This window comes from Streptomyces sp. NPDC046261, from assembly GCF_040646235.1.
Lineage (GTDB): Bacteria > Actinomycetota > Actinomycetes > Streptomycetales > Streptomycetaceae > Streptomyces.
Map to the genome: position 1 here is coordinate 62790 of NZ_JBEYZU010000024.1, position 24882 is coordinate 87671.

Here is a 24882-nt window from a genome sequence, read left to right on the forward strand (position 1 = left end):
CGTCGCGTTATGAATCGGTACACGGGTAGCGAAAAAGGGGCGCGGCCTGGGAAATCCAGGCCGCGCCCCTTCGGGACGATGGAGACTACTGCCAGCTGGCGTGCAGCGGCTTGCCCTCGGCGTAACCGGCGGCGCTCTGGACGCCGACGACGGCCCGCTCCGCGAACTCCTCGAGGGAGCCGGCACCCGCGTAGGTGCAGGAGGAACGGACGCCCGCGATGATCGAGTCGATCAGGTCCTCGACGCCCGGGCGGGCCGGGTCGAGGAACATGCGCGAGGTGGAGATGCCCTCCTCGAACAGGCCCTTGCGGGCCCGGTCGTACGCGGACTCCTCGGAGGTGCGGTTCTGCACCGCGCGGGCCGAGGCCATGCCGAAGGACTCCTTGTAGAAGCGCCCGTCGGCCGTCTGCTGGAGGTCGCCCGGCGACTCGTAGGTCCCGGCGAACCAGGAACCGATCATGACGTTGGACGCACCGGCCGCCAGGGCCATGGCCACGTCGCGGGGGTGCCGGACGCCGCCGTCGGCCCACACGTGCTTGCCGTACTTCTTCGCCTCGGCGGCGCACTCGAGCACCGCGGAGAACTGCGGGCGGCCCACGCCGGTCATCATGCGGGTGGTGCACATGGCGCCCGGGCCCACACCGACCTTGATGATGTCCGCGCCGGCCTCGATGAGGTCGCGCACGCCCTCGGCGGCGACGATGTTGCCGGCGACGATCGGGACCTGCGGGTCGAGCGCCCGGACGGTCTTGATCGCGCTGATCATCGACTCCTGGTGGCCGTGGGCGGTGTCGATGACGAGCGTGTCCACGCCCGCGTCGAGCAGCTGCTTGGCCTTGACGGCGAAGTCGCCGTTGATGCCGACGGCGGCGGCGATGCGCAGCTTGCCGTCCGCGTCGGTGGCGGGAGTGTACAGCGTCGCGCGCAGCGCGCCCTTGCGGGTCAGGATGCCGGCGAGCCTGCCGTCCTTGTCGACGGCGGGCGCCAGCTTGCGGTGGGCGGCGTCGAGCTGGTTGAAGGCCTCGCGCGGGTCGATGTCGGCGTCCAGGAGCAGCAGCTCGGTGGACATGACCTCGGACAGCTGCGTGAAGCGGTCGACACCGGTCAGGTCGTGCTCGGTGACGACACCGACGGGGCGGTGGTCCGCGTCGACGACGACGCCGGCGCCGTGGGCCCGCTTGGGCAGCAGGGACAGCGCGTCGGCGACGGTCTGCGTCGGGGCCAGCACGATGGGGGTGTCGAGCACGAGGTGACGGCCCTTGACCCAGGAGATGACGTCGGTGACGACCTCGATCGGGATGTCCTGCGGGATGACGACGAGGCCACCGCGGCGGGCGACCGTCTCGGCCATGCGGCGGCCGGCGATGGCGGTCATGTTGGCGACCACGAGGGGGATGGTGGTGCCCGTCCCGTCGGGCGAGGAAAGGTCCACTCCCTGCCGGGAGCCGACCGCGGAGCGGCTCGGCACCATGAACACATCGTCGTACGTCAGGTCGTACGCCGGCTTCTGGTCGTTAAGGAATCGCATACTGGCTCTCTCACCTGCGGTTTTGCGTACAGAGCGGGTGGGGAGTCAGCACCGAGCCAGCACCGGATCGGGCTGAGGTTCCTGGACCCATCATCCACGATCGCAGCCGATCCTGGCGAACCGCGCGCATATTCTGTGCCATCGGCCAGCGGGCGGCGACCAGCGCTTGTGGCTTCGCCCAAGCGCTTCACCCACTACGCGGTCACCGGCCCGGGTACGCCGACGGCGCCGGGGTCACCCGGGGAAGGGTGGCCGGCGCCGTCGGGGTGCGGCAGGGGGCCTACGAGCCGTCCGGGTCCGCCCGGTCCAGTGCCGGGCGGGGGCCCGGGCCCGTCTCCAGCAGCAGGTAGTCGGCCGCCGCGGTGTCCGTGACCAGGCTGGTGACCAGCCCGGAGCGCAGTACCGCGCCGATCGCCGCGGCCTTGCGCAGCCCGCCGGCGATCGCGACGACCTCCGGTATGCGGCGCAGCCGGTCGGCTTCCACCGTGATGCAGCGCTCGCCCAGGTCACGGCCGATCCGGCGGCCCTCGGCGTCGAAGAGGTGCGCGGACATCTCGGCGGCGGCGCCGAGGGAGGCGTAGTGGGCGCGCTCCTCCTCGGTCAGCATGTCGTAGACGGTCGAGATGCCCGGCGCCCAGGAGCCGATCGAGACGGCGGCGACGGTGACCTTGTCGAAGTAGTCGAAGGCCCGGGCGATGCCGGTCTGGCCGCGCAGCGCCGCGGCCGTGGCCGTGTCGGGCAGCAGCATCGGGGCGTAGATCGGGTGGGCCTCGCCGCCCGAGACCTGGGCGGCCCGGCGCACGGCCTCCACCGAGCCGCGCTCGGCGGTGCCCGCGTCGTACACGCCGGTGAGCTGGACGACCGTGCAGGGCGGCAGCCGGTGCAGGGCGGCGGCCATGTGGATGGTGGAGCGGCCCCAGGCGAGGCCGAGCACGTCGCCCTCGTGGACCAGCTCGCCGAGCAGGTCGGCTGCCACCTCGCCGAGGTTCTCGGGATCGGGCGCGTCGTCGGCCGCGTCGGCCGGGGACTCCACGACGACCGCGTGCCGCAGGCCGTAGCGGGCGCGCAGCGCGTCGGAGCGCTCCGCGTCCAGCTCCGCCGGCACCCGGATCTCGATCCGCACCAGGTCGCGCTCCAGTGCCGTCTCCAGCACCCGGGCCACCTTGAAGCGGCTCACGCCGAACTCCTCGGCGATCTGGATCTTCGACTTGCCCTCGAGGTAGAAGCGGCGGGCCATCGCCGCCGCCTGCACCAGCTCGGCGGGCCCCATAGGCGTGGCTGAACGGCCCGTCGACACCCTGGTCTCCTCACTACTGTGTTCACGCTTGTGTGCAAGCTGTGGAGCTAATGACTCGACGTCATCCTGTCAGATGCGCCGCGCCTTGATCAGACCTTGACCTTCGCCCTCAGCAATTCGGGCGAGCAGGGCCGGGACGCTCAGTGCGCACAGGCCCAGGGCGCGCGGGCGGTGGCCTGCTCCGCCTGCGCGCGCAGAGAGCGTACGGCCGCTGCCGGGTCGTCCGTACCGTAGACGGCCGATCCGGCGACGAACACGTCCGCGCCGGCCTCGGCGCAGCGCTCGATGGTGGAGGCCGAGACACCGCCGTCGACCTGCAGCCACAGCTGCAGGTCGTGCCGCGAGATGAGCTCACGGGTGCGGCGGATCTTCGGCAGCATGATGTCGAGGAACGCCTGGCCGCCGAAGCCGGGCTCGACGGTCATGATGAGCAGCATGTCCAGCTCGGGCAGCAGGTCCTCGAACGGCTCGATCGGGGTGGCCGGCTTGAGCGCCATGGACGCCCGCGCCCCCTTGGCCCGGATCTCCCGCGCCAGCCGCACGGGCGCCGCGGCGGCCTCCGCGTGGAAGGTCACCGACCCGGCGCCCGCCTCGGCGTACTGCGGCGCCCAGCGGTCCGGGTCCTCGATCATGAGGTGGCAGTCCAGCGGGGTGTCGGTGGCCTTGGCCAGCGACTCGACGATCGGCACGCCGAGCGTCAGGTTGGGCACGAAGTGATTGTCCATCACGTCGACGTGGAGCCAGTCGGCGCCCTTGACCGCCTGCGCCTCGTCGGCGAGTCGGGCGAAGTCCGCGGACAGGATGCTGGGGTTGATCTGCACGGCCATACCCCAAGCCTGCCATGCCGCGGCGGCGGCCTTGACCCGGGGCTTGTCGGGGCTGTGCCCGGCGGCTGCTTCCGACAGCTTCCGGCTGCTGCGGCTCAGCCCGTGCGCCGCAGCAGCGCCAGGTACATCGCGTCCGTGCCGTGCAGGTGGGGCCAGAGCTGGACGTCGGGGCCGTCGCCGAGGACGGGGACGCCCTGCATGAGGGGCCGCGCGTCGATCCACTCGGCGGACACCGCGGGACCGCCGCGCCCCTTGAGGACGTCGTCGACGACGGCCCGGGTCTCCGCCGGGTGCGGGGAGCACGTGGCGTAGCCGACGACCCCGCCCACGCGCACGGCGCGCAGCGCCTCGCGCAGCAGGTCGCGCTGGAGCGGCGCGAAGCCGGCCACGTCCTCGGGCCGGCGGCGCCAGCGGGCCTCGGGGCGGCGGCGCAGGGCGCCCAGGCCCGTGCACGGCACGTCCATCAGGACCCGGTCGAAGGTGCCCTCGCGCCACGGCGGACGGGTGCCGTCGGCGGCGATGACCTGGTACGGGCCGGGGTTGCCGGCCAGGGCGCGCTCGACGAGGCGGGCGCGGTGCGGCTGCTTCTCGGAGGCCAGCAGGGCGGCGCCGCGCCGCGCGGCGAGCGCGCCCAGCAGGGCGGCCTTGCCGCCGGGGCCCGCGCAGCCGTCCAGCCAGCGCTCGTCCGGCCCCTCCAGCGGGGCCTCGGCCAGGGCCAGGGCGACGAGCTGGCTGCCCTCGTCCTGGACGCCCGCCCGGCCCTCGCGCACGGCGTCCAGCGCGCCGGGCTCGCCGCCCTCGGCGAGCCGCACGGCGAACGGCGACCAGCGGCCGGGCAGGGCCGTGCCCTCACCGTCCCCGCCGACCGCGGCCAGCAGCTCCTCGGTGGTGGCCCGCCCGGGGCGGGCGACCAGGGTGACCTCGGGGCGGTCGTTGTCCGCCTCCAGGAGGTCCTCGATGCCCGCCCGGGGGCCGCCGAGCGCGTCCCACAGCGCGGAGACGATCCAGCGCGGGTGGGAGTGGACGACGGCGAGGTGCTCCTCGGGGTCCTGGTCGTAGGGCGGGGCGACCTTCTCCAGCCAGCCGTCGAGGTCGTGGGCCGCGATCTTCCGCAGCACGGCGTTGACGAACTTCGCCCGCCCGTCGCCCAGGACGACCCGCGCCAGCTCGACGCTGGCGGACACCGCGGCGTGCGGCGGGATGCGCGTACCGAGCAGCTGGTGCGCGCCCAGGCTCAGCACGTCGAGCACCGGCGGGTCGACCTCGCGCAGCGGACGGTCGACGCAGGAGGCGATGATCGCGTCGTAGGTGCCCTGGCGGCGCAGCGTGCCGTAGACCAGCTCCGTGGCGAGGGCGGCGTCACGCGTGTCGAAGTCGCCCTTCTCGCGGGCCTTGCGCAGCAGCGGGGGCAGCACGAGGTTCGCGTAGGCGTCCCGTTCGTCGACGGCCCGCAGTGCCTCGAAGGCCAGGATCCGTACCGGGTCCTTCTGGGGCCGGCGGTACGGCTTGGCGGGGCGGCCGTTCTTGCGGCGAGACGCCTGATCGTTCACGAAAGGTGCTCCGGAGCTGGTGTGATGAAGGCTTCCAGCCTACGCCCGCGCCTATCCGCCCAGCCGCTCGCCCGCGGCGATGCGGACGCCGCGGGCCCAGTCGGCGGCCTGCATCGGCTTCTTGCCCTGCGGCTGGACCCACTGCAGCTGCACGGCGTGCGAGCCGGTGCCGACGTGGACGGAGTTCTTGGCGGCAGCGATCTCGCCGGGGGCGAGGCCGGCGCGGTCGGGGGTGAGCGCCACCGACATCACCTTCAGCCGCTCGCCGCGGAACGTCGTCCAGGCGCCGGGGGCGGGGGCGCAGCCGCGCACGACGCGGTCGACGCGCAGGGCGGGGGCGGCCCAGTCGACGCGGGCGTCCTCGACGCTGATCTTCGGGGCGAGCGAGACGCCCTCGGCGGGCTGCGGCACGGCCTTGAGGGTGCCGTCCTCGATGCCGTCCATGGTGGCGGCCAGCAGCCCGGAGCCGGCGAAGGCGAGCCGCGTCAGCAGGTCGCCGCTGGTGTCGGTCGGGCGGACCTGCTCGGTGAGCACGCCGTAGACGGGCCCGGAGTCCAGGCCCTCCTCGATCTGGAAGGTGGAGGCGCCGGTCACCTCGTCGCCGGCGAGGATCGCGTGCTGCACGGGGGCGGCGCCGCGCCACGCGGGCAGCAGGGAGAAGTGCAGGTTCACCCACCCGTGGGTGGGGATCTCCAGGGCGGCCTTGGGCAGCAGGGCGCCGTAGGCGACGACCGGGCAGCAGTCGGGGGCGATGTCGCGCAGCCGCGCGAGGAAGTCCTCGTCGCGCGGGCGGGTGGGCTTGAGCACCTCGATGCCCGCCTCCTCGGCGCGCTCGGCGACCGGGCTGGCGACCAGCCGGCGACCGCGTCCGGCGGGCGCGTCGGGCCGGGTGACGACGGCGACGACCTCGTGGCGGTCCGAGGCGATCAGAGCGTCGAGGGCGGGTACGGCGACCTCGGGGGTACCGGCGAAGACGAGCCTCATGGGTGGCGGACTACCTCTCTCGTGGCGCTCTCACAGCGCTGGCGGGGCGCCGGGCGGAACGGCGCTCCAGTCTAGAGGCGCCCTCGGCGCAGGGGGCGTGCGGGCTGACGCGCGCCCCATTCCAGCGGATGTACGCCCCCATACCGTGACCCAGCGGCCCGTGGCGCGTTGGGTCAAGAGAGATTGACCGAAACGGGCTGCAACCACGGTCCGCTTTCCTTGCGTTGTTTACCGACCACCCGTCAACTCTCGTCCTCCTACGTCCCTTTAACCGCCGGTCCGAGAGGCTTGTTCATGCCCGACCACGCAACCCACGACGCCCAGGCACGGGCCAGCCTGCATCTCCTGGTCCGGGACATCGAGAGGGTCCGCCGTCAGGTGGACGCGCTGCGCACCCTCACCGCCCAGCTGGGCAACGTCTACCGTCCGCGCCGTACGGGCCCGTCGGCGGGCTTCGTCGTCTACGGCCGTGCCCCCGCGCCGACCGTCCGGCTGGCGCAGGAGCTGCGGGACAGCGTCGAGACGCTGGTCACGGCGGCGGTGGACTTCGACCGCTCGCTGGGCTTCTCGTGGGACGCGGTGGGTTCGGCGCTCGGCGTCACCAAGCAGGCGGTGCACCGCCGCTACGGCGCCCGCCGGGCGGGCGGACAGACCACCACCGAGACCGCCGAGCCGGTCGTCCGCACGGCCGAGCCCACCCCGGTCCCCGTCGTCCCGGCCGCCCGCTCGGTGCCCGGCCAGCCGGTCGCCCACCGCGAGGAGCCCCGCGCCTCGGCCTTCCCGGGCCCCCGCAACGGCTGAGCCCTCCCCCGGCCTGGGCGCCACCGTGTCGCGCGCCACTTCGGGGGCCCTGCCCGGTGGGGACCGCCTCCGGCTGAGTGCGGTCCGGCACCGCCGGATTCCGACGTCGTGGCTGAGCACCGCTGCGGCGGGATTTCAGGCCCTGCCTCTGGTCTCCTCCCCCCGCCCGATGACGATCGCCACCAGCCGAGTGCCGCCGCGGCGGGACTTCGGGCGCTGGTCAGCCGATGTCCGGCGGGTCCACCCGCAGGCGTACCGGTTCGCCGTCACGGCGGGTCAGGCGGGCGGCCTGGGCGGTTTTGAGGGCGGCGGCCAAGGCGGCGCCCTGGCCCGGGCGGACGCGGAGGAGGGCGCGCTCCCAGTGCTCGCCCGGTGGGGGGTCGCCCGCGCGGCGGGGGCGGCCCGGCTGGGGGGCCGGCAGCGGGACGGGGCCCAGGACCTCCGTGCCCTGCGGCAGATCCGCGGCGGCGATCAGCTCGGCGATGGCGTCCGGCGGGCCGCTGACGGCCGCCATCCGGGACACCGGCGGAAAGCCCAGCTCGGCCCGGTCCGCGAGCTCGCGCATCGCGTGCCCGGCGGGGTCCCAGCGGACCAGCGCCTGCACGGGGCGCAGCGTGGGCTCGGCCACGACCACCACCGTGCCGCCCGCCTCCTGCCCCCGTACCAGCGCCGCCGCCGCCAGCCAGCGGCGCAGCGCCTCCTCGCCCGCCCGCAGGTCGGGGCGGCCCAGCAGGGCCCAGCCGTCCAGGAGCAGGGCCGCCGCGTAGCCGCCCTCGGCGACCGGTTCGGCGCCCGGGGTGGAGACGATCAGGGCGGGCCGGTCCGGGACGGTGTCCAGGACGTGGTCGCGGCCCGAGGTGCGGACCGGCACGGCCGGGAAGGCCCGGCCCAGCTCCTCCGCCGTGCGCCGCGCGCCGACGACCTGGGCGCGCAGCCGGAAGCCACCGCACTCGCCGCAGTGCCAGTCACGGGCCTCCTGCCCGCACCAGCCGCAGTGCAGCAGCCCGCCCTCGCCCCGCGCCTCCAGCGGCCCGGCACAGTGCGCGCAGCGGGCGGGCTCGCGGCACCGCTCGCAGGCCAGCCGCGGTACGTAGCCGCGGCGCGGCACCTGCACCAGCACCGGCCCGTGCTTGAGGCCCTCGCGGGCCACCTCCCAGGCGACGGTGGGCAGCCGGGCGGCGCGGGCGGCGGCGTCGCGCGCCTCGTCGCTCTCACCGACCGTGCGGACGCGGGGCGCCGCGGCCCGCAGCAGCTCCCGGCCGGCGGCCAGCGGCAGGGCCCAGCCGGTGTCCACCAGCTGGGCCGCCTCCACGGTGCAGCCGAAGCCGCCGAGCAGGAACGCCGCCTTCTCGTGCGCCGCCCGTAGCAGCAGCACCTCGCGGGCGTGCGGCTGCGGCGCGTGCGGCTCGCTGTGGCTGGAGTCGCCGTCGTCCCAGATCGCGGCGAGGCCCAGGTTCCGTACGGGCGCGAACATCGCCGCGCGCGTGCCGACGACGGCACGTACGGAGCCCCGGCTGACCGCCAGCCAGCGGCGGTAGCGCTCCTCCGGGCCGATGTCGGCGGTCAGCAGCACATGCCGGCCCGCTCCGATCAGCGCGCCGAGCGCGGCGTCGACGCGGGCGGCGGCCCGGCCGTCGGGCACCACGATCAGCGCGCCGCGCCCCGAGGCGAGGGCTGCGGCCGCGGCGCGGGCCAGCTCCGCCGGCCAGTGCGGGCCGGGCAGCGCGCTCCACACCGCGCGCGGGGAGTCGCCCCGGGCGACGGCGTCGAGATAGGCCGGCCCGGTCGGATACCGCGCCCAGCTGCCCGGCCCGGGCACCGGCGGCGGCGACAGGGGTGCGGGCGAGGGCTCGGTCTCGATACGGGCGTGCCGCGGCGGCACGGCCAGCTGCAGCACGTCGGCGAGCGAGCCGGCGTACCGGTCGGCGACGGCACGGCACAGCCCCAGCAGCGGCGGGCTCAGCACGGGCTCGGGCGACAGCACCTGGGCGATGGCCGCCAGCGGCCCCTGGTAGTCGGACTCGGCCACCCGCTCCACGATGAAGCCGTCGAGCAGGCCGCCGCCCTCGCGGCGCCCGCCCCGCACATTGCGGGTGCCCGCCCCGAAGCGCACCCGCACCCGGGTGCCGGGCCGGGCGTCGGCGTCCAGCTCGGCGGGCACCGCGTAGTCCCAGAGCCGGTCGAGGTGGACGGGGCCCTTGTCGACCAGCACGCGCGCGACGGGCAGCTCCTTGGCCAGCTCGGCGCCCCGCCACGTCCGCGGCTTGGCCCGCGGCACCTTGGCCTTGCGCACCGTCTCGCGAATGAACGCGAGCTGCTCCGCCTGCTCCCCCGCGGACTGCGCCCCGCCTCGCCCGTTCTCGCTGCTCACGGCTCCAGTCCTACCAGAGGGCACTGACAGGGGCGGCGGCGCGCGGGGGTGCCCGAGGTCAGAAATCGGCGGCGGCGTGCTGCTGCCATGGACCACTCGGCCACACCGGCCACCAGGCCGGCGACGGGATTCGAACCCGCGAGGGGCCACTGCCCCGGAAGGATCCGCCACCCGCGCACCGGGCACCCCGGCGCCGCAGCAAGGCTATCGGGGGATCAGAAAAAGGTCAGCCTGTGCCGCCGGGGGTTTCCCTGGCAGCACGACGGCCCCGGACCGACACATCGGTCCGGGGCCGTCGGCCGTGCGGAGGGGTCCTACAGCCCCGCGGCCTTCTTCAGCGCGTCCACGCGGTCCGTGCGCTCCCAGGTGAAGTCGGGAAGCTCACGGCCGAAGTGACCGTACGCGGCGGTCTGCGCGTAGATCGGGCGGAGCAGGTCGAGGTCGCGGATGATCGCGGCCGGGCGGAGGTCGAAGACCTCGGCGATGGCGGTCTCGATCTTCTCGGTGTCGACCGTGTTGGTGCCGAAGGTCTCGACGAACAGACCCACCGGCTCGGCCTTGCCGATCGCGTAGGCGACCTGGACCTCGCAGCGCGCGGCCAGGCCGGCGGCGACGACGTTCTTCGCGACCCAGCGCATCGCGTAGGCGGCCGAGCGGTCGACCTTGGACGGGTCCTTGCCGGAGAAGGCGCCGCCACCGTGGCGGGCCATGCCGCCGTAGGTGTCGATGATGATCTTGCGGCCGGTGAGGCCGGCGTCACCCATGGGGCCGCCGATCTCGAAGCGGCCGGTGGGGTTCACCAGGAGGCGGTAGCCCTCGGTGTCCAGCTTGATGCCGTCCTCGACGAGCTCCTTGAGGACGTGCTCGACGACGAACTCGCGGATGTCGGGCGCCAGCAGCGAGTCCAGGTCGATGTCCGAGGCGTGCTGCGAGGAGACGACCACGGTGTCCAGGCGCACGGCCTTGTTGCCGTCGTACTCGATGGTGACCTGGGTCTTGCCGTCGGGGCGCAGGTAGGGGATGGTCCCGTTCTTGCGGACCTCCGACAGGCGGCGGGAGAGCCGGTGCGCCAGGTGGATCGGCAGCGGCATGAGCTCGGGCGTCTCGTCGCAGGCGTAGCCGAACATCAGGCCCTGGTCGCCGGCGCCCTGCTTGTCGAGCTCGTCCTCATCGCCCTCAACGCGGGACTCATAGGCGGTGTCCACACCCTGGGCGATGTCCGGGGACTGGGCACCGATGGAGACCGAGACGCCGCAGGAAGCGCCGTCGAAGCCCTTCTTCGAGGAGTCGTAGCCGATCTCGAGGATCTTGTTGCGCACGAGAGAGGCGATCGGCGCGTAGGCCTTCGTGGTCACCTCACCGGCCACGTGCACCAGGCCGGTGGTGATGAGGGTCTCGACCGCGACGCGGGAGGTCGGGTCCTCCTTGAGGAGGGCGTCGAGAATGGAGTCGCTGATCTGGTCAGCGATCTTGTCGGGGTGCCCCTCGGTCACGGACTCCGAGGTGAAAAGGCGACGGGACACAATGCTCCCTGGGGTTGCAGCGGCTGCTGGCTGATCATTTGAAGGACCCGGCCGAGAGCTGCGCTCGACGCGGATCCGGGTGCCAGTTTATCCGTCCTTCCCCGGCTCGGGACATCCCGTCCTCCCTCACCGGCCGGGCCGGCCTGTGACACCCGCCACTCCGGCCCCTTTATTCCCGCCTGCGACCCTCAGGCGAAGCGCCTGGTCACCAGGTCCCAGACGGTGTCGGCGAGGGCTTCCTTGGGGCCGTGGGGGACCGGCGTCTCGGTGCCGTCGGCGGCCAGGACGACCGCCTCGTTCTCCTCCGAGCCGAAGGTCTTACGCTCCCCCACCTCGTTGACGACCAGCAGGTCACAGCCCTTGCGGGCGAGCTTGGCGCGGCCGTTGGCGAGCACGTCGTCGGTCTCGGCGGCGAAGCCGACGACGACCTGGCCGGGGCGGGGGCGCGCGGCGGAGAGCTCGGCGAGGACGTCGGGGTTGCGGACCAGGGCGACGGGCTCGGGCTCCTGGCCGTCCCGCTTCTTGATCTTGCCCTCGGCGTAGTGCGCGGGGCGGAAATCCGCCACGGCGGCGGCCATCACCACGGCGTCGGCGTCCGTGGCGGCCTTGAGCACCGCCTCCCGCAGCTGCACCGCCGTCCCCACGTGCACGACGTCGGCGCCCGCGGGGTCGGGAAGTTCGCTGTTGGCGGAGACGAGGGTGACGCGGGCACCGCGCGCGACGGCGGTACGGGCCAGGGCGTAGCCCTGCTTGCCGGAGGAGCGGTTGCCGAGGTAGCGGACCGGGTCCAGCGGCTCGCGCGTGCCGCCGGCGCTCACCACGACGTGCCGGCCGGCCAGGTCGGCGACCTGGGGGGCGGCGGCGCGGGCCAGCACCCGGCGGCAGACCTCGAAGACCTCGCCGGGCTCCGGGAAGCGGCCCTTGCCGGTGTCGACGCCGGTCAGCCGGCCGACGGCGGGCTCGATGACGATCGCGCCGCGGCGGCGCAGCGTCGCCACGTTCTCCTGGGTGGCGGCGTTCTCCCACATCTCGGTGTGCATGGCCGGCGCGAAGACGACCGGGCAGCGGGCCGTGAGGAGCGTGTTGGTCAGCAGGTCGTCGGCGAGGCCGTGGGCGGCCTTGGCCAGCATGTCGGCGGTGGCGGGGGCGACGACGACGAGGTCGGCCTGCTGGCCGATCCGCACGTGCGGCACCTCGTGCACGCTTTCCCAGACCTGGGTGACGGCGGGGTGGCCGGAGAGCGCGGACCAGGTCGCCTCACCGACGAAGTGCAGGGCCGAGGCGGTCGGCACCACCCGGACGTCGTGCCCCGACTCGGTGAGGCGGCGCAGCAGCTCGCACGCCTTGTAGGCGGCGATTCCGCCGCTGACCCCCAGGACGACCTTGGGCTTGTCCATCGCTCGCTTCTCCCCGCGCTCTCGTCCGTACGTGCGAACCGTACAGGCCCCATGACACACCACGGGCCCGGCAGTCGCTCCCCCAGCCCAAACGGTGGGTGGAGCCTCTGCCGGGCCCGTGGTGTCACATACCGAAAAACAGCGCTTACTGCGCCGGGGCCTCGACGGCCTCGGAGGTCAGCAGGCCCGCGTTGATCTCGCGGAGCGCGATGGAGAGCGGCTTCTCGTGGACGTGGGTGTCCACCAGCGGACCGACGTACTCCAGCAGGCCCTCGCCGAGCTGGGAGTAGTACGCGTTGATCTGGCGAGCGCGCTTGGCGGCGTAGATCACCAGGCTGTACTTCGAGTCGGTCGCCTCGAGCAGCTCATCAATCGGCGGGTTGATGATGCCCTCGGGCGCGGTGATGGAAGAGGACACTCTCTGCCTTCCGAAGGGGGGTGAAGAAAGATGTTCAGCGAAGCAAGGCTAGCAGCTCGCGTGCGACGTCCTCGACGGAGGTGTTGACCAGCGTGGTGTCGAACTCGGCCTCGGCGGCGAGCTCGACCTTCGCGGCGGCCAGCCGGCGCTCGATGACCTCGGGCGACTCGGTCCCCCGGCCGGTGAGCCGGCGGACCAGCTCCTCCCAGCTGGGCGGCGCGAGGAAGACCAGCTGGGCCTCCGGCATGGTCTCGCGGACCTGCCGGGCGCCCTGGAGGTCGATCTCCAGCAGGACCGGCTCGCCCGCCTCCAGGCGGTCGAGCACGGCCTTGCGGGGCGTGCCGTAGCGGTTGCCCGCGAATTCGGCCCACTCCAGCAGTTCGCCGTTGGCGATGAGCTTGTCGAACTGCTCGTCGTCGACGAAGAAGTACTGGACGCCCTCCTGCTCGCCGGGGCGCGGCTTGCGGGTGGTCGCGGAGACCGAGAGCCACACCTCGGGGTGGGCCTTGCGCATATGGGCGACGACCGTGCTCTTACCGACCCCGGAGGGGCCGGAGAGCACGGTCAGCCGCGGTTGTCTGGCCGGGGGTACGGGGGACGTCCCCCGGGAGACTGCAGTACTCATGCAGCGATTATCCCGGTTCCGGGGAGTGCCTGGGAACGCGGGACCGCCGCCGGGTGGCGGTCAGGCCGCCTTGTTGCCGAACTCTCGCTCAAGAGAGGCGATCTGGTTGGAGCCGAGTCCGCGCACGCGGCGGCTCTCGGAGATCCCGAGCCGCTCCATGATCTGCTTGGCGCGGACCTTGCCCACACCGGGAAGGCTCTCCAGGAGGGCACTGACCTTCATCTTGCCGATGACATCGTTCTTCTGGCCCTGCTGAATGACCTCGTGCAGCGAGGCGCCGGAGTGCTTGAGTCGATTCTTGACCTCGGCGCGCTCCCGGCGAGCCGCGGCGGCCTTTTCGAGCGCGGCTGCGCGCTGTTCAGGGGTAAGGGGCGGAAGAGCCACGCCTACGTCACCTCGGATGTCGAACTGTCGGATAAGGACCGGTGAGGAACCTAGTCGGCCCACACCTGGGGAGCAACGAGCAACGCGCTTGCTCGTTCGCTCTCGTCGGAGACTAGCGGCCGATCCCGCTCCAGTCAGCGAGAACAGACGAAAAGTCCTGGTCAGACTCGCTCGACCAGGACTTTTCCGGACATAATGACCGACAAATTTTCTTGGTTCCCGGCTTTTGGCGTCGAGCCGACCCCTCAGCCCCGGCGGCCCCGCGCGCGGACGCGTCAGCCCGCCACCGCCTGCCGGACCTCGTCCGCGAAACGCTCCGCGGCGCGGCGCAGGGCCGCCACGTCCGGGCCGTGCCGCAGCACGCCGCGGCTGACGTTCGGGACGACGTCGCCGACGGCGGAACCGAAGACCTTGGGCAGGTCGGCGGCGGTGGCGCCCTGCGCGCCGATGCCGGGGGCGAGCAGCGGGCCGTTGATGGCCAGATCCGCACCCGCCGCGCCGAGTGTCCCGCCCAGCGTCGCGCCGACGACCGCGCCGTAGGAGCCCATCGGGGCGGCACCGGCGTTCTCGGCCTTCAGGTGGTTCAGCATCGTCGCCGCGACGCTCGTGCCGTCGGCCCGCACCGCGTGCTGCACCTCCGCGCCCTCGGGGTTCGAGGTGAGGGCGAGGACGAAGACGCCCGCGCCGCTCTCGCGCGCCAGGTCCAGCGCCGGGCGCAGCGAGCCGTAGCCGAGGTAGGGGCTGACGGTGACCGCGTCCGAGAACAGCGGCGAGGCCGGGTCCAGGTAGGTCGCGGCGTACGCGGCCATGGTGGAGCCGATGTCACCGCGCTTGGCGTCCATCAGCACCAGCGCGCCGGCGGCCCGGGAGTCGGCGACGGCCCGCTCCAGCACGGCGATGCCGCGCGAGCCGAACCGCTCGAAGAACGCGGACTGCGGCTTGAGGACGGCGACCCGGTCGGCCAGCGCCTCCACGACGGTGCGCGTGAAGCGCTCCAGGCCCGCGATGTCGTCGGACAGGCCCCAGTCGGCGAGCAGCGCGGCGTGCGGGTCGATGCCCACGCACAGCGGCCCGCGCTCGTCCATGGCGCGGCGCAGGCGGGCGCCGAAGGGCTCTGGGGAGGTCTGCTGGGTCTGGGTCACTTCGCTTCTCCGGAGATACGGGCGCGGGTGGCGGCGCCGACCGCCTCGGCGAGGGTGGTGTAGGGGCTGGCGGCCAGGCGCTCGGCGAGGCCCTTGTGGATCGCCCGGCACCACAGCGGGCCCTCGTAGATGAAGGCGCTGTAGCCCTGGACCAGCGTGGCGCCGGCCAGGATGCGCTCCCAGGCGTCGTCGGCGGTCTCGATGCCGCCGACCCCCACCAGCGTGATCCTGTCGCCCACACGGGCGTACAGGCGGGCCAGGACCTCCAGGGAGCGCTCCTTGAGGGGGGCGCCGGACAGGCCGCCGGCGCCGATGGCCTCGACGGTGCGCTTGGGGGTCTTCAGGCCGAGCCCGTCGCGGGCGATGGTGGTGTTGGTGGCGATGATGCCGTCCAGGCCCAGCTCGACGGCGAGGTCGGCGACGGCGTCGATGTCCTCGTCGGCCAGGTCGGGGGCGATCTTCACCAGCAGCGGCACGCGGCGGGAGGTGACGGTGCGGTCGGCGGCCTCGCGCACGGCGCTCAGCAGCGGCCGCAGCGCCTCGGTGGCCTGGAGGTTGCGCAGGCCGGGCGTGTTCGGGGAGGAGACGTTGACGACGAGGTAGTCGGCGTGGGCGGCCAGACGCTCGGTGGAGGTGACGTAGTCGGCGACGGCCTCCTCCTCCGGCACGACCTTGGTCTTGCCGATGTTGACGCCCACGGTCGTCCGGAAGACGGCCTTGCGGGCCGCCAGGCGCTCCGCCACGGCCGCGGAGCCGTCGTTGTTGAACCCCATGCGGTTGATGAGCGCGCGGTCGGCCACGAGGCGGAAGAGGCGCTTCTTGGGGTTGCCGGGCTGCGGCTGGGCGGTGACGGTGCCGATCTCGACGTGGTCGAAGCCGAGCATGGCCATGCCGTCGATGGCGGCGGCGTTCTTGTCGAAGCCGGCGGCGAGGCCGAAGGGGCCGTGCATGCGCAGGCCGAGCGCCTCGGTGCGCAGCGCGGTGTGGCGGGGCGCGAGGACGGCGGCGACGAAGGTGCGCAGCACCGGGACGCCGGCGGCCAGGCGGATCCAGCTAAAGGCCAGGTGGTGGGCCTTCTCGGGGTCCATCCGCTTGAAGATCAGGTCGAAGAAGAGACGGTACATTTCCAGCCTTCTGAGCGAGGGAGCGGGGCGAGGGGGCTCAAGAAGAGGGGGACACCTTCCGGTGTCCCCCTCCTTGCGCCCTACGCCTCGCGGGCGGCGATCAGATGTTCCGCGTGCTCCTGCAACGAGCGCACGCCCACGTCACCGCGGGTCAGCGCGTCGATGCCCTGCACGGCGGCGGCGAGCGCCTGGACCGTGGTCAGGCACGGCACCGCCCGGGCGACCGCGGCGGTACGGATCTCGTAGCCGTCCAGGCGGCCGCCGGTGCCGTACGGGGTGTTGACGATCAGGTCGACCTGGCCGTCGTGGATGAGCTGGACGATGGTCTTCTCGCCGTTCGGCCCCTCGCCCTCGCTCTGCTTGCGCACGACAGTGGCGTTGATGCCGTTGCGCCGCAGGACCTCGGCGGTGCCGGAGGTGGCGAGCAGCTCGAAGCCGTGGGCGACCAGCTCGCGCGCCGGGAAGATCATCGAGCGCTTGTCGCGGTTGGCGACGGAGACGAACGCCCGGCCCTTGGTGGGCAGCGCGCCGTACGCGCCGGCCTGCGACTTGGCGTAGGCCGTGCCGAAGACCGTGTCGATGCCCATGACCTCGCCGGTGGAGCGCATCTCCGGGCCGAGGACGGTGTCCACGCCACGGCCGTGGATGTCGCGGAAGCGCGACCACGGCAGCACGGCCTCCTTGACGGAGATCGGCGCGTCCAGCGGCAGCGTGCCGCCGTCGCCCTCCTTGGGCAGCATGCCCTCCGCGCGCAGTTCGGCGACGGTCGCGCCCAGCGAGATGCGGGCGGCGGCCTTGGCCAGCGGCACGGCGGTCGCCTTCGAGGTGAAGGGGACCGTGCGGGAGGCGCGCGGGTTGGCCTCCAGGACGTAGAGGATGTCCCCGGCCATGGCGAACTGGATGTTGATCAGTCCGCGTACGCCGACGCCCTTGGCGATGGCCTCGGTGGAGGCCCGCAGCCGCTTGATGTCGTAGCCGCCGAGGGTGATCGGGGGCAGCGCGCAGGCGGAGTCGCCGGAGTGGATGCCGGCCTCCTCGATGTGCTCCATGACGCCGCCGAGGTAGAGCTCGTGGCCGTCGTAGAGGGCGTCGACGTCGATCTCGATGGCGTCGTCGAGGAAGCGGTCGATGAGCACCGGGTGCTCGGAGATCAGACCCGCGTGCCGCTCGAGGTAGCCGGCCAGCGAGGGCTCGTCGTAGACGATCTCCATGCCGCGCCCGCCCAGGACGTAGGAGGGGCGGACCATGACGGGGTAGCCGATGCCCGCCGCGATGCCCTTGGCCTCCTCGAAGGAGTAGGCGGTGCCGTACTTGGGCGCGGGCAGCCCGGCCTCGGTCAGGACGCGGCCGAAGGCGCCGCGCTCCTCGGCGAGGTCGATGGACTCGGGCGAGGTGCCGACGATCGGCACGCCGTTGTCCTTGAGCGCCTGGGCCAGGCCGAGGGGGGTCTGGCCACCGAGCTGGACGATGACGCCCGCGACGGGGCCGGCCTGCTGCTCGGCGTGGACGATCTCCAGGACGTCCTCCAGGGTGAGCGGCTCGAAGTAGAGCCGGTCGGAGGTGTCGTAGTCGGTGGAGACGGTCTCGGGGTTGCAGTTGACCATCACGGTCTCGTAGCCCGCGTCGCTGAGCGCGAAGGAGGCGTGGACGCAGGAGTAGTCGAACTCGATGCCCTGGCCGATGCGGTTCGGGCCCGAGCCCAGGATGATGACGGCGGGCTTCTCGCGCGGCGCGACCTCGGACTCCTCGTCGTAGGAGGAGTAGAAGTACGGCGTCTTCGCGGCGAACTCGGCGGCGCAGGTGTCGACCGTCTTGTAGACGGGGCGGACGCCCAGCGCGTGGCGGACCTCACGGACGACGTCCTCGCGCAGGCCGCGGATCGCGGCGATCTGGGCGTCGGAGAAGCCGTGGCGCTTGGCCTCGGCGAGCAGCTCGGGGCCGAGCTTCTCGGTGGCGGCCAGCTCGTCCGCGATCTCCTTGATCAGGAACAGCTGGTCGACGAACCACGGGTCGATCTTCGTGGCGTCGAAGACCTCCTGCGGGGTCGCGCCGGCGCGGATCGCCGCCATGACGGTGTTGATGCGGCCGTCGGTGGGCACGACGGCCTTCTCCAGCAGCTCGCTCTTGTCGCCGACCGGGCCGGTGAAGTCGAACTGCGAGCCCTTCTTCTCCAGCGAGCGCAGGGCCTTCTGCAGCGCCTCGGTGAAGTTGCGGCCGATGGCCATGGCCTCGCCCACCGACTTCATGGTGGTGGTGAGGGTGGCGTCGGCGGCCGGGAACTTCTCGAAGGCGAAGCGGGGCGCCTTGACCACGACGTAGTCGAGCGTGGGCTCGAAGGACGCCGGGGTCTTCTCGGTGATGTCGTTGGGGATCTCGTCGAGGGTGTAGCCCACGGCGAGACGGGCCGCGATCTTGGCGATCGGGAAGCCGGTCGCCTTGGACGCGAGCGCCGAGGAGCGCGAGACGCGCGGGTTCATCTCGATGACGATGACCCGGCCGTCCTCGGGGTTGACGGCGAACTGGATGTTGCAGCCGCCGGTGTCGACGCCGACCTCACGGATGATCGCGATGCCGACGTCCCGCAGGATCTGGTACTCGCGGTCGGTCAGCGTCATCGCCGGGGCGACGGTGATGGAGTCGCCGGTGTGCACGCCCATCGGGTCGAAGTTCTCGATGGAGCAGACGACCACGACGTTGTCGTGCTTGTCGCGCATCAGCTCCAGCTCGTACTCCTTCCAGCCGAGGATGGACTCCTCCAGGAGCACCTCGGTGGTCGGGGAGAGCGTGAGGCCCTGGCCGGCGATGCGGCGCAGCTCCTCCTCGTCGTGGGCGAAGCCGGAGCCGGCGCCGCCCATGGTGAAGGAGGGGCGGACGACGACGGGGTAGCCGCCGAGCGTGTCGACGCCCGCGATGACCTCGTCCATGGTGTGGCAGATGACCGAGCGGGCGGACTCGCCGTGGCCGATCTTGGCGCGGACGGCCTCGACGACGCCCTTGAACAGGTCGCGGTCCTCGCCCTTGTGGATCGCCTCGACGTTGGCGCCGATGAGCTCCACGCCGTACTTCTCCAGCACGCCGTTCTCGTGCATGGAGATGGCGGTGTTGAGCGCGGTCTGGCCGCCGAGGGTGGGCAGGAGCGCGTCGGGGCGCTCCTTGGCGATGATCTTCTCGACGAACTCGGGGGTGATCGGCTCGACGTACGTGGCGTCGGCGATCTCCGGGTCGGTCATGATCGTGGCCGGGTTGGAGTTGACGAGGATGACCCGCAGGCCCTCGGACTTCAGCACCCGGCACGCCTGGGTGCCGGAGTAGTCGAACTCCGCTGCCTGGCCGATGACGATCGGGCCGGAGCCGATGACCAGGACGGACTGGATATCGGTGCGCTTAGGCACGCTGGCCCTCCATGAGCGAGACGAAGCGGTCGAACAGGTATGCGGCGTCGTGCGGGCCCGCGGCCGCCTCGGGGTGGTACTGGACGCTGAACGCCGGCTGGTCGAGCAGCTGGAGCCCCTCGACCACATCGTCGTTCAGACAGACGTGGGAGACCTCGACACGGCCGTAGGGCGTGTCGGTCGCCGCGTCGAGCGGGGCGTCGACGGCGAAGCCGTGGTTGTGCGCGGTGACCTCGACCTTGCCGGTCGTACGGTCCTGCACGGGCTGGTTGATGCCGCGGTGGCCGTACTTCAGCTTGTACGTGCCGAAGCCGAGGGCCCGGCCCAGGATCTGGTTGCCGAAGCAGATGCCGAACAGCGGGGTCTTGCGGGAGAGGACCTCGCGCATCACCGAGACGGGGTGGTCGGCGGTGGCCGGGTCGCCGGGACCGTTGGAGAAGAACACACCGTCGGGGTTGACGGCGTAGACGTCCTCGGCGGTGGCGGTGGCCGGCAGGACGTGCACCTCGATGCCGCGCTCGGCCATGCGGTGCGGGGTCATGCCCTTGATGCCCAGGTCGATCGCCGCGACGGTGAAGCGCTTGGTGCCGATCGCCGGGACGACGTAGGTCTCCTTGGTGGCGACCTCGGCGGAGAGGTCGGCGCCCTTCATCTCGGGGGCCCGGCGGACCTCGGCGAGCATCGCGGCCGCGTCGGGAAGCGTCTCGCCGGAGAAGATGCCGACGCGCATGGCGCCGCGCTCGCGCAGGTGGCGGGTCAGCGCGCGGGTGTCGATGCCGCTGATGCCGACGACGCCCTGCCGGGCGAGCTCCTCGTCCAGGGACCGGCGCGAGCGCCAGTTGGACGGGACGCGGGCGGGGTCGCGCACGACATAGCCGGCGACCCAGATGCGGCCGGACTCGGGGTCCTCGTCGTTGACGCCGGTGTTGCCGACGTGCGGGGCCGTCATGACGACGACCTGGCGGTGGTACGAGGGGTCGGTCAGCGTCTCCTGGTAGCCGGTCATGCCGGTGGAGAACACGGCTTCGCCGAAGGTCTCCCCCACGGCCCCGTAGGCACGGCCGCGGAACGTACGGCCGTCCTCCAGGACGAGTACGGCGGGGACCTTGCCGGTCCCCTTGGTGGAGGTCGTCATCGTGCGCCTTCCGTGTCGTGGTTCAGGTGGTGCCGGGTGGTGAGGGCCTCGGTCCAGGCCGAGTGCTCCGCCGCCCGGTCGGAGCGGAAGCCGGAGTCGATCAGCTTCTCGCCGTGCTGCCAGGTGATCACGAGCAGGCCGCCCTCGGCGAGGACCTTGCCCGCGATGCCCTTGTCGAGGCGGGCGCCGCGCAGGGCGGCGGCGGGGATGAAGAAGTCCCGGGCGCCGGGCCGTACGACGGCCACGCCGTGCTCCGTCAGGGTGAGCTCGGCCCGGCTGCGGGTGCCCAGGCCGTGCGCGACGATGCGGTCGAGCCACTGCCCGGCGGTGGTCGAGCCGTGGTAGCGGCCCGTCATCGTGAGGACGGGCTCACCCGCCTCGCCCGGCTCGGCGGGGGCGGCGGGCAGCTCGGGCAGGTCGCCCTGGAGCGTGCCGCGCCACTTCCAGCCCTCGCGCATCAGCCAGTACAGCAGCGCGATGAAGAGCAGCAGCCCGACGACCCAGCCGATGCGCGCGGCCCAGTCCGTGACGTCGGCGGACTTCTGCCCGGCCGCCAGATTGATCAGTGCAGATGTCACGCGAGATTCCCGTCCACGACCGTTGCCCGGCCCCGCAGGAAGGTGTGGGTGACGCGACCCGGCAGCTCACGGCCCTCGTAGGGGGTGTTGCGGCTGCGGGAGGCGAAGCCCGCGGGGTCCACGACACCACGGTAAGCGGAGTCGAGCAGGGTGAGGTTGGCGGGTTCCCCGGCGGCGATGGGCCGGCCGTGGCCGGCGAGGCGGCCGATGGCGGCGGGGCGGAAGGACATGCGCTCCGCGACCTGGGCCCAGTCCAGCAGGCCGGTGTCGACCATCGTGTGCTGGACGACGGACAGGGCGGTCTCCAGGCCCACCATGCCCATGGCCGCCGCGCCCCACTCGCAGTCCTTGTCCTCGTGCGGGTGCGGGGCGTGGTCGGTGGCGACGATGTCGATCGTGCCGTCGGCCAGCGCCTCGCGCAGGGCCATGACGTCGGCTTCCGTGCGCAGCGGCGGGTTGACCTTGTAGACCGGGTTGTACGAGCGGACCAGCTCGTCGGTCAGGAGCAGGTGGTGCGGGGTGACCTCGGCGGTCACGTCGATGCCGCGGGACTTGGCCCAGCGGACGATCTCGACCGAGCCGGCCGTGGAGAGGTGGCAGATGTGCACGCGCGAGCCGACGTGCTCGGCGAGCAGCACGTCGCGGGCGATGATCGACTCCTCGGCGACGGCGGGCCAGCCGCCCAGGCCCAGCTCGGCGGAGACGATGCCCTCGTTCATCTGGGCGCCCTCGGTCAGGCGGGGCTCCTGGGCGTGCTGGGCGACGACGCCGTCGAAGGCCTTCACGTACTCCAGGGCGCGGCGCATGATCACGGCGTCGTCGACGCACTTGCCGTCGTCGGAGAAGACCCGCACCCCGGCGGCCGACTCGTGCATCGCGCCGAGCTCGGCGAGCTTCTTGCCCTCCAGGCCGACGGTGACGGCGCCGATGGGCTGCACGTCGCAGTAGCCGGACTCCTTGCCGAGCCGCCAGACCTGCTCGACGACGCCGGCGGTGTCGGCGACGGGGAAGGTGTTGGCCATGGCGAAGACGGCCGTGTAGCCGCCGCTGGCGGCCGCGCGGGTGCCGGTGAGGACCGTCTCGGAGTCCTCGCGGCCGGGCTCGCGCAGGTGGGTGTGCAGGTCGACCAGGCCGGGCAGCAGGATCTTGCCGTCGGCCTCGACGACCTGGGCGCCCTCGGCGCTCAGGCCCCCACCGCCCGGTAGGGCGATGTCGGACGGGGTCACCTCGGCGATGGTCTCGCCGTCGATGAGCACGTCCTGCGGCTCGCCGCCGAGGACCTTCGCACCACGGATCAGGATCTTGGTCATTACTTGTTCTCCTCGGTGCGGGCGGTGGCGTTGTTCGTGACGGCCGGCTCGGAGCCGCCGAGCAGCAGGTAGAGGACGGCCATGCGGATCGAGACGCCGTTGGCGACCTGCTCCACCGCGGTGCAGCGGTCGGAGTCGGCGACCTCGGCCGTGATCTCCATGCCCCGGTTCATCGGGCCGGGGTGCATCACGATGGCGTCCTGCGGCATCCGGGCCATGCGGTCGCCGTCGAGGCCGTAGCGGCGGGCGTACTCGCGCTCGGTGGGGAAGAAGGCGGCGTTCATGCGCTCGCGCTGGACGCGCAGCATCATCACGGCGTCGGTCTTCGGCAGCACGCTGTCGAGGTCGTAGGAGACCTCGCAGGGCCAGGTCTCGACGCCGATCGGCACCAGCGTGGGCGGGGCGACCAGGGTGACCTGCGCGCCGAGCGTGTGCAGCAGGTGCACGTTGGAGCGGGCGACGCGGCTGTGCAGCACGTCGCCGACGATCGTGATCCGGCGTCCGGCCAGGTCGCGGCCGAGGCCGGCGTCCCGGCCGACAAGGCGGCGGCGCATGGTGAAGGCGTCCAGCAGGGCCTGCGTGGGGTGCTCGTGGGTGCCGTCGCCGGCGTTGACGACGGCCCCGTCGATCCAGCCGGAGTTCGCCAGCCGGTAGGGGGCGCCGGAGGCGTGGTGGCGGATGACGACGGCGTCGGCGCCCATCGCCTCCAGGGTCAGGGCGGTGTCCTTGAGCGACTCGCCCTTGGAGACCGAGGAGCCCTTGGCGGAGAAGTTGATGACGTCGGCGGAGAGCCGCTTGGCGGCGGCCTCGAAGGAGATGCGGGTGCGCGTCGAGTCCTCGAAGAAGAGGTTGACGACGGTGCGGCCGCGCAGGGTGGGCAGCTTCTTGATCGGCCGGTCCGCGACCCGGGCCATCTCCTCGGCGGTGTCGAGGATCAGGACGGCGTCGTCGCGCGTGAGGTCGGCGGCCGAGATGAGGTGGCGCTTCATCCGGTTGCTCCGTGGTTGAGGAGGTATGCGGGGGCTGTGGCCGGGCATGCGGCGGCGCGGGAACGGCCCGGGGGGGACCCGAGGGACGCGGTACCCGCGGAAGGAGTGCTACTGCCCGTCGGCCGGGGCGGTCGCGCCCGCGCCGAGGAGCACGCTGTCGCGGCCGTCCTCCTCGGTGAGCTGGACCTTGACCGTCTCCCGCAGCGACGTGGGGAGGTTCTTGCCGACGTAGTCGGCGCGGATCGGCAGTTCACGGTGGCCGCGGTCGACGAGGACCGCGAGCTGGACGGCGCGCGGGCGCCCGATGTCGTTCAGGGCGTCCAGGGCGGCCCGGATGGTGCGGCCGGAGAAGAGCACGTCGTCGACGAGGACCACGAGCCGGCCGTCGATGCCCTCACCGGGGATGTCGGTGCGGGCCAGCGCACGCGCCGGGCGCAGCCGGAGGTCGTCGCGGTACATGGTGATGTCGAGGGAGCCGACCGGGGTCTTGCCCCCGGTGATGTCCTCGAGCTTGGCGGCCAGCCGACGGGCGAGGAAGACGCCACGGGTCGGAATGCCGAGGAGTACGACGTCGTCGGCGCCCTTGGCGCGTTCGACGATCTCATGCGCGATACGGGTCAGAACCCGGGCGATGTCCGGTGCTTCGAGCACGGGACGCGCGGTGGGAATTGCGTCCATACGAAACGGACCCCCTTCTCCGCCTCACGGGACGGACTTTAAAGGACGTCGGATTTACATGTTTCACCGTACCAGGACCGCCGGTGAACTCTTGCCGCCACCCCTGACGGCCCAGGGTATGGACCATTCGGCTTGACGAACCGAGATTACGCTGCGTAACCTCACAGTGAGTTACCAGTCTTCGTCCGGGGAGCTTTATGTCCAGCGAATACGCCAAACAGCTCGGGGCCAAGCTCCGCGCCATCCGCACCCAGCAGGGCCTCTCCCTCCATGGTGTCGAGGAGAAGTCCCAGGGGCGCTGGAAGGCCGTCGTAGTGGGTTCGTACGAGCGCGGCGACCGTGCCGTGACCGTGCAGCGCCTGGCCGAGCTGGCCGACTTCTACGGTGTGCCCGTGCAGGAACTGCTGCCCGGCACCACGCCCGGCGGTGCCGCCGAGCCCCCGCCGAAGCTGGTCCTGGACCTGGAGCGGCTCGCCCATGTCCCGGCCGAGAAGGCGGGCCCGCTCCAGCGTTATGCCGCGACCATCCAGAGCCAGCGGGGCGACTACAACGGCAAGGTGCTGTCGATCCGCCAGGACGACCTGCGCACCCTCGCCGTCATTTACGACCAGTCGCCCTCGGTGCTCACCGAGCAGCTGATCAGCTGGGGTGTGCTCGACGCCGACGCGCGCCGCGCCGTCCAGCACGAGGACGCCTGACCACCGGTCCGGCCCTCATACAAACCGCCGGGGGCGGGGGAAACCCATTGGGTTGGAACTGGCCGAGGACGCATGAGGGCGGGGCGGTGCGCCGCCCTGTTCAACTGACGGACCGTAAGGCGCAATAAGGC

Annotated in this window: 21 protein-coding genes; 2 read left to right on the forward strand and 19 right to left on the reverse strand. The window is 72.6% G+C overall.

Annotated elements, in window-relative coordinates; translation table 11 throughout:
• Window positions 1-85: 85 nt before the first annotated feature.
• From ABZ956_RS27830 to fmt, 5 genes are all read right to left on the reverse strand, one after another.
• Window positions 86-1528, reverse strand: coding sequence for a GuaB1 family IMP dehydrogenase-related protein (locus tag ABZ956_RS27830; protein ID WP_361899306.1), 1443 nt, complete (start codon window positions 1526-1528; stop codon window positions 86-88).
• Window positions 1529-1808: 280 nt separating this feature from the next.
• The gene (locus ABZ956_RS27835) at window positions 1809-2798 is read right to left on the reverse strand and encodes a sugar-binding domain-containing protein (RefSeq protein ID WP_361899309.1); all 990 of its coding nucleotides are present in this window, start codon (window positions 2796-2798) and stop codon (window positions 1809-1811) included.
• A gap of 167 nt (window positions 2799-2965) precedes the next feature.
• On the reverse strand, window positions 2966-3652 hold the full coding sequence (rpe, locus tag ABZ956_RS27840) for a ribulose-phosphate 3-epimerase (protein WP_360912524.1): 687 nt from the start codon (window positions 3650-3652) through the stop codon (window positions 2966-2968).
• 95 nt (window positions 3653-3747) lie between these two features.
• On the reverse strand, window positions 3748-5202 hold the full coding sequence (locus tag ABZ956_RS27845) for a transcription antitermination factor NusB (RefSeq protein ID WP_361899312.1): 1455 nt from the start codon (window positions 5200-5202) through the stop codon (window positions 3748-3750).
• A gap of 51 nt (window positions 5203-5253) precedes the next feature.
• Window positions 5254-6186, reverse strand: coding sequence for a methionyl-tRNA formyltransferase (gene fmt / locus ABZ956_RS27850; protein WP_361899315.1), 933 nt, complete (start codon window positions 6184-6186; stop codon window positions 5254-5256).
• A gap of 294 nt (window positions 6187-6480) precedes the next feature.
• Between fmt and ABZ956_RS27855 the strand changes: the two genes are divergently transcribed.
• Window positions 6481-6987, forward strand: a complete 507-nt coding sequence (locus ABZ956_RS27855) for a hypothetical protein (RefSeq protein ID WP_361899318.1) — start codon at window positions 6481-6483, stop codon at window positions 6985-6987.
• A 220-nt stretch (window positions 6988-7207) separates the two neighbouring features.
• On the opposite strand, the gene ABZ956_RS27860 is transcribed toward ABZ956_RS27855, so the two are convergent.
• The 14 genes from ABZ956_RS27860 to pyrR all read right to left on the reverse strand — a co-directional run bounded on the left by ABZ956_RS27860 (window position 7208) and on the right by pyrR (window position 24053).
• Complete coding sequence (locus tag ABZ956_RS27860; RefSeq protein ID WP_361899321.1) at window positions 7208-9358, reverse strand: primosomal protein N'; 2151 nt, start codon at window positions 9356-9358, stop codon at window positions 7208-7210.
• A 314-nt stretch (window positions 9359-9672) separates the two neighbouring features.
• Window positions 9673-10881 carry a methionine adenosyltransferase gene (gene metK, locus ABZ956_RS27865; protein ID WP_361899324.1) on the reverse strand — a complete coding sequence of 403 codons (1209 nt, stop codon included), beginning with the start codon at window positions 10879-10881 and terminating at the stop codon, window positions 9673-9675.
• 188 nt (window positions 10882-11069) lie between these two features.
• On the reverse strand, window positions 11070-12278 hold the full coding sequence (coaBC, locus tag ABZ956_RS27870; RefSeq protein ID WP_361899327.1) for a bifunctional phosphopantothenoylcysteine decarboxylase/phosphopantothenate--cysteine ligase CoaBC: 1209 nt from the start codon (window positions 12276-12278) through the stop codon (window positions 11070-11072).
• A gap of 145 nt (window positions 12279-12423) precedes the next feature.
• Complete coding sequence (gene rpoZ, locus ABZ956_RS27875) at window positions 12424-12696, reverse strand: DNA-directed RNA polymerase subunit omega (protein ID WP_030360466.1); 273 nt, start codon at window positions 12694-12696, stop codon at window positions 12424-12426.
• A 34-nt stretch (window positions 12697-12730) separates the two neighbouring features.
• Complete coding sequence (gmk, locus tag ABZ956_RS27880) at window positions 12731-13321, reverse strand: guanylate kinase (protein ID WP_361899330.1); 591 nt, start codon at window positions 13319-13321, stop codon at window positions 12731-12733.
• A 60-nt stretch (window positions 13322-13381) separates the two neighbouring features.
• Window positions 13382-13705, reverse strand: coding sequence for an integration host factor (locus ABZ956_RS27885; protein ID WP_071966183.1), 324 nt, complete (start codon window positions 13703-13705; stop codon window positions 13382-13384).
• 275 nt (window positions 13706-13980) lie between these two features.
• Window positions 13981-14847, reverse strand: a complete 867-nt coding sequence (gene pyrF, locus ABZ956_RS27890; RefSeq protein ID WP_361899333.1) for an orotidine-5'-phosphate decarboxylase — start codon at window positions 14845-14847, stop codon at window positions 13981-13983.
• A complete protein-coding gene (locus ABZ956_RS27895) occupies window positions 14844-15971 on the reverse strand; it encodes a quinone-dependent dihydroorotate dehydrogenase (protein WP_361899336.1) in 1128 nt (375 codons plus the stop codon). The genes pyrF and ABZ956_RS27895 overlap by 4 nt, the downstream gene beginning before the upstream one ends.
• A gap of 80 nt (window positions 15972-16051) precedes the next feature.
• Window positions 16052-19363, reverse strand: coding sequence for a carbamoyl-phosphate synthase large subunit (carB, locus tag ABZ956_RS27900; protein ID WP_361899339.1), 3312 nt, complete (start codon window positions 19361-19363; stop codon window positions 16052-16054).
• Entirely contained in the window at window positions 19356-20498 is a 1143-nt protein-coding gene (gene carA / locus ABZ956_RS27905) for a glutamine-hydrolyzing carbamoyl-phosphate synthase small subunit (protein WP_361899341.1), read from the reverse strand. Before carA ends, carB begins: the two co-directional genes overlap by 8 nt.
• A complete protein-coding gene (locus ABZ956_RS27910; RefSeq protein WP_361899344.1) occupies window positions 20495-21076 on the reverse strand; it encodes a hypothetical protein in 582 nt (193 codons plus the stop codon). The genes carA and ABZ956_RS27910 overlap by 4 nt, the downstream gene beginning before the upstream one ends.
• The gene (locus ABZ956_RS27915; protein ID WP_361899347.1) at window positions 21073-22386 is read right to left on the reverse strand and encodes a dihydroorotase; all 1314 of its coding nucleotides are present in this window, start codon (window positions 22384-22386) and stop codon (window positions 21073-21075) included. Before ABZ956_RS27915 ends, ABZ956_RS27910 begins: the two co-directional genes overlap by 4 nt.
• Window positions 22386-23375, reverse strand: a complete 990-nt coding sequence (locus tag ABZ956_RS27920) for an aspartate carbamoyltransferase catalytic subunit (protein WP_361899350.1) — start codon at window positions 23373-23375, stop codon at window positions 22386-22388. The genes ABZ956_RS27915 and ABZ956_RS27920 overlap by 1 nt, the downstream gene beginning before the upstream one ends.
• 108 nt (window positions 23376-23483) lie before the next feature.
• Window positions 23484-24053 (reverse strand): bifunctional pyr operon transcriptional regulator/uracil phosphoribosyltransferase PyrR, encoded by a 570-nt coding sequence (gene pyrR / locus ABZ956_RS27925; protein WP_361899353.1) that lies wholly within the window; start codon window positions 24051-24053, stop codon window positions 23484-23486.
• Window positions 24054-24250: 197 nt separating this feature from the next.
• Here pyrR and bldD point away from each other — a divergent pair, with 197 nt between their 5' ends.
• Complete coding sequence (gene bldD, locus ABZ956_RS27930; RefSeq protein WP_004948690.1) at window positions 24251-24751, forward strand: transcriptional regulator BldD; 501 nt, start codon at window positions 24251-24253, stop codon at window positions 24749-24751.
• Window positions 24752-24882 lie beyond the last annotated feature (131 nt).

Excerpts from the sequence above, each read along its gene's own strand:
- ABZ956_RS27830 (WP_361899306.1), bottom strand. The coding sequence starts at position 1,528 with ATGCGATTCCTTAACGACCAGAAGCCGGCGTACGACCTGACGTACGAC.
- ABZ956_RS27835 (WP_361899309.1), bottom strand. The coding sequence starts at position 2,798 with ATGGGGCCCGCCGAGCTGGTGCAGGCGGCGGCGATGGCCCGCCGCTTC.
- rpe (WP_360912524.1), bottom strand. The coding sequence starts at position 3,652 with ATGGCCGTGCAGATCAACCCCAGCATCCTGTCCGCGGACTTCGCCCGA.
- fmt (WP_361899315.1), bottom strand. The coding sequence starts at position 6,186 with ATGAGGCTCGTCTTCGCCGGTACCCCCGAGGTCGCCGTACCCGCCCTC.
- ABZ956_RS27855 (WP_361899318.1), top strand. The coding sequence starts at position 6,481 with ATGCCCGACCACGCAACCCACGACGCCCAGGCACGGGCCAGCCTGCAT.
- coaBC (WP_361899327.1), bottom strand. The coding sequence starts at position 12,278 with ATGGACAAGCCCAAGGTCGTCCTGGGGGTCAGCGGCGGAATCGCCGCC.
- gmk (WP_361899330.1), bottom strand. The coding sequence starts at position 13,321 with ATGAGTACTGCAGTCTCCCGGGGGACGTCCCCCGTACCCCCGGCCAGA.
- ABZ956_RS27895 (WP_361899336.1), bottom strand. The coding sequence starts at position 15,971 with ATGTACCGTCTCTTCTTCGACCTGATCTTCAAGCGGATGGACCCCGAG.
- carA (WP_361899341.1), bottom strand. The coding sequence starts at position 20,498 with ATGACGACCTCCACCAAGGGGACCGGCAAGGTCCCCGCCGTACTCGTC.
- ABZ956_RS27915 (WP_361899347.1), bottom strand. The coding sequence starts at position 22,386 with ATGACCAAGATCCTGATCCGTGGTGCGAAGGTCCTCGGCGGCGAGCCG.
- ABZ956_RS27920 (WP_361899350.1), bottom strand. The coding sequence starts at position 23,375 with ATGAAGCGCCACCTCATCTCGGCCGCCGACCTCACGCGCGACGACGCC.
- pyrR (WP_361899353.1), bottom strand. The coding sequence starts at position 24,053 with ATGGACGCAATTCCCACCGCGCGTCCCGTGCTCGAAGCACCGGACATC.
- bldD (WP_004948690.1), top strand. The coding sequence starts at position 24,251 with ATGTCCAGCGAATACGCCAAACAGCTCGGGGCCAAGCTCCGCGCCATC.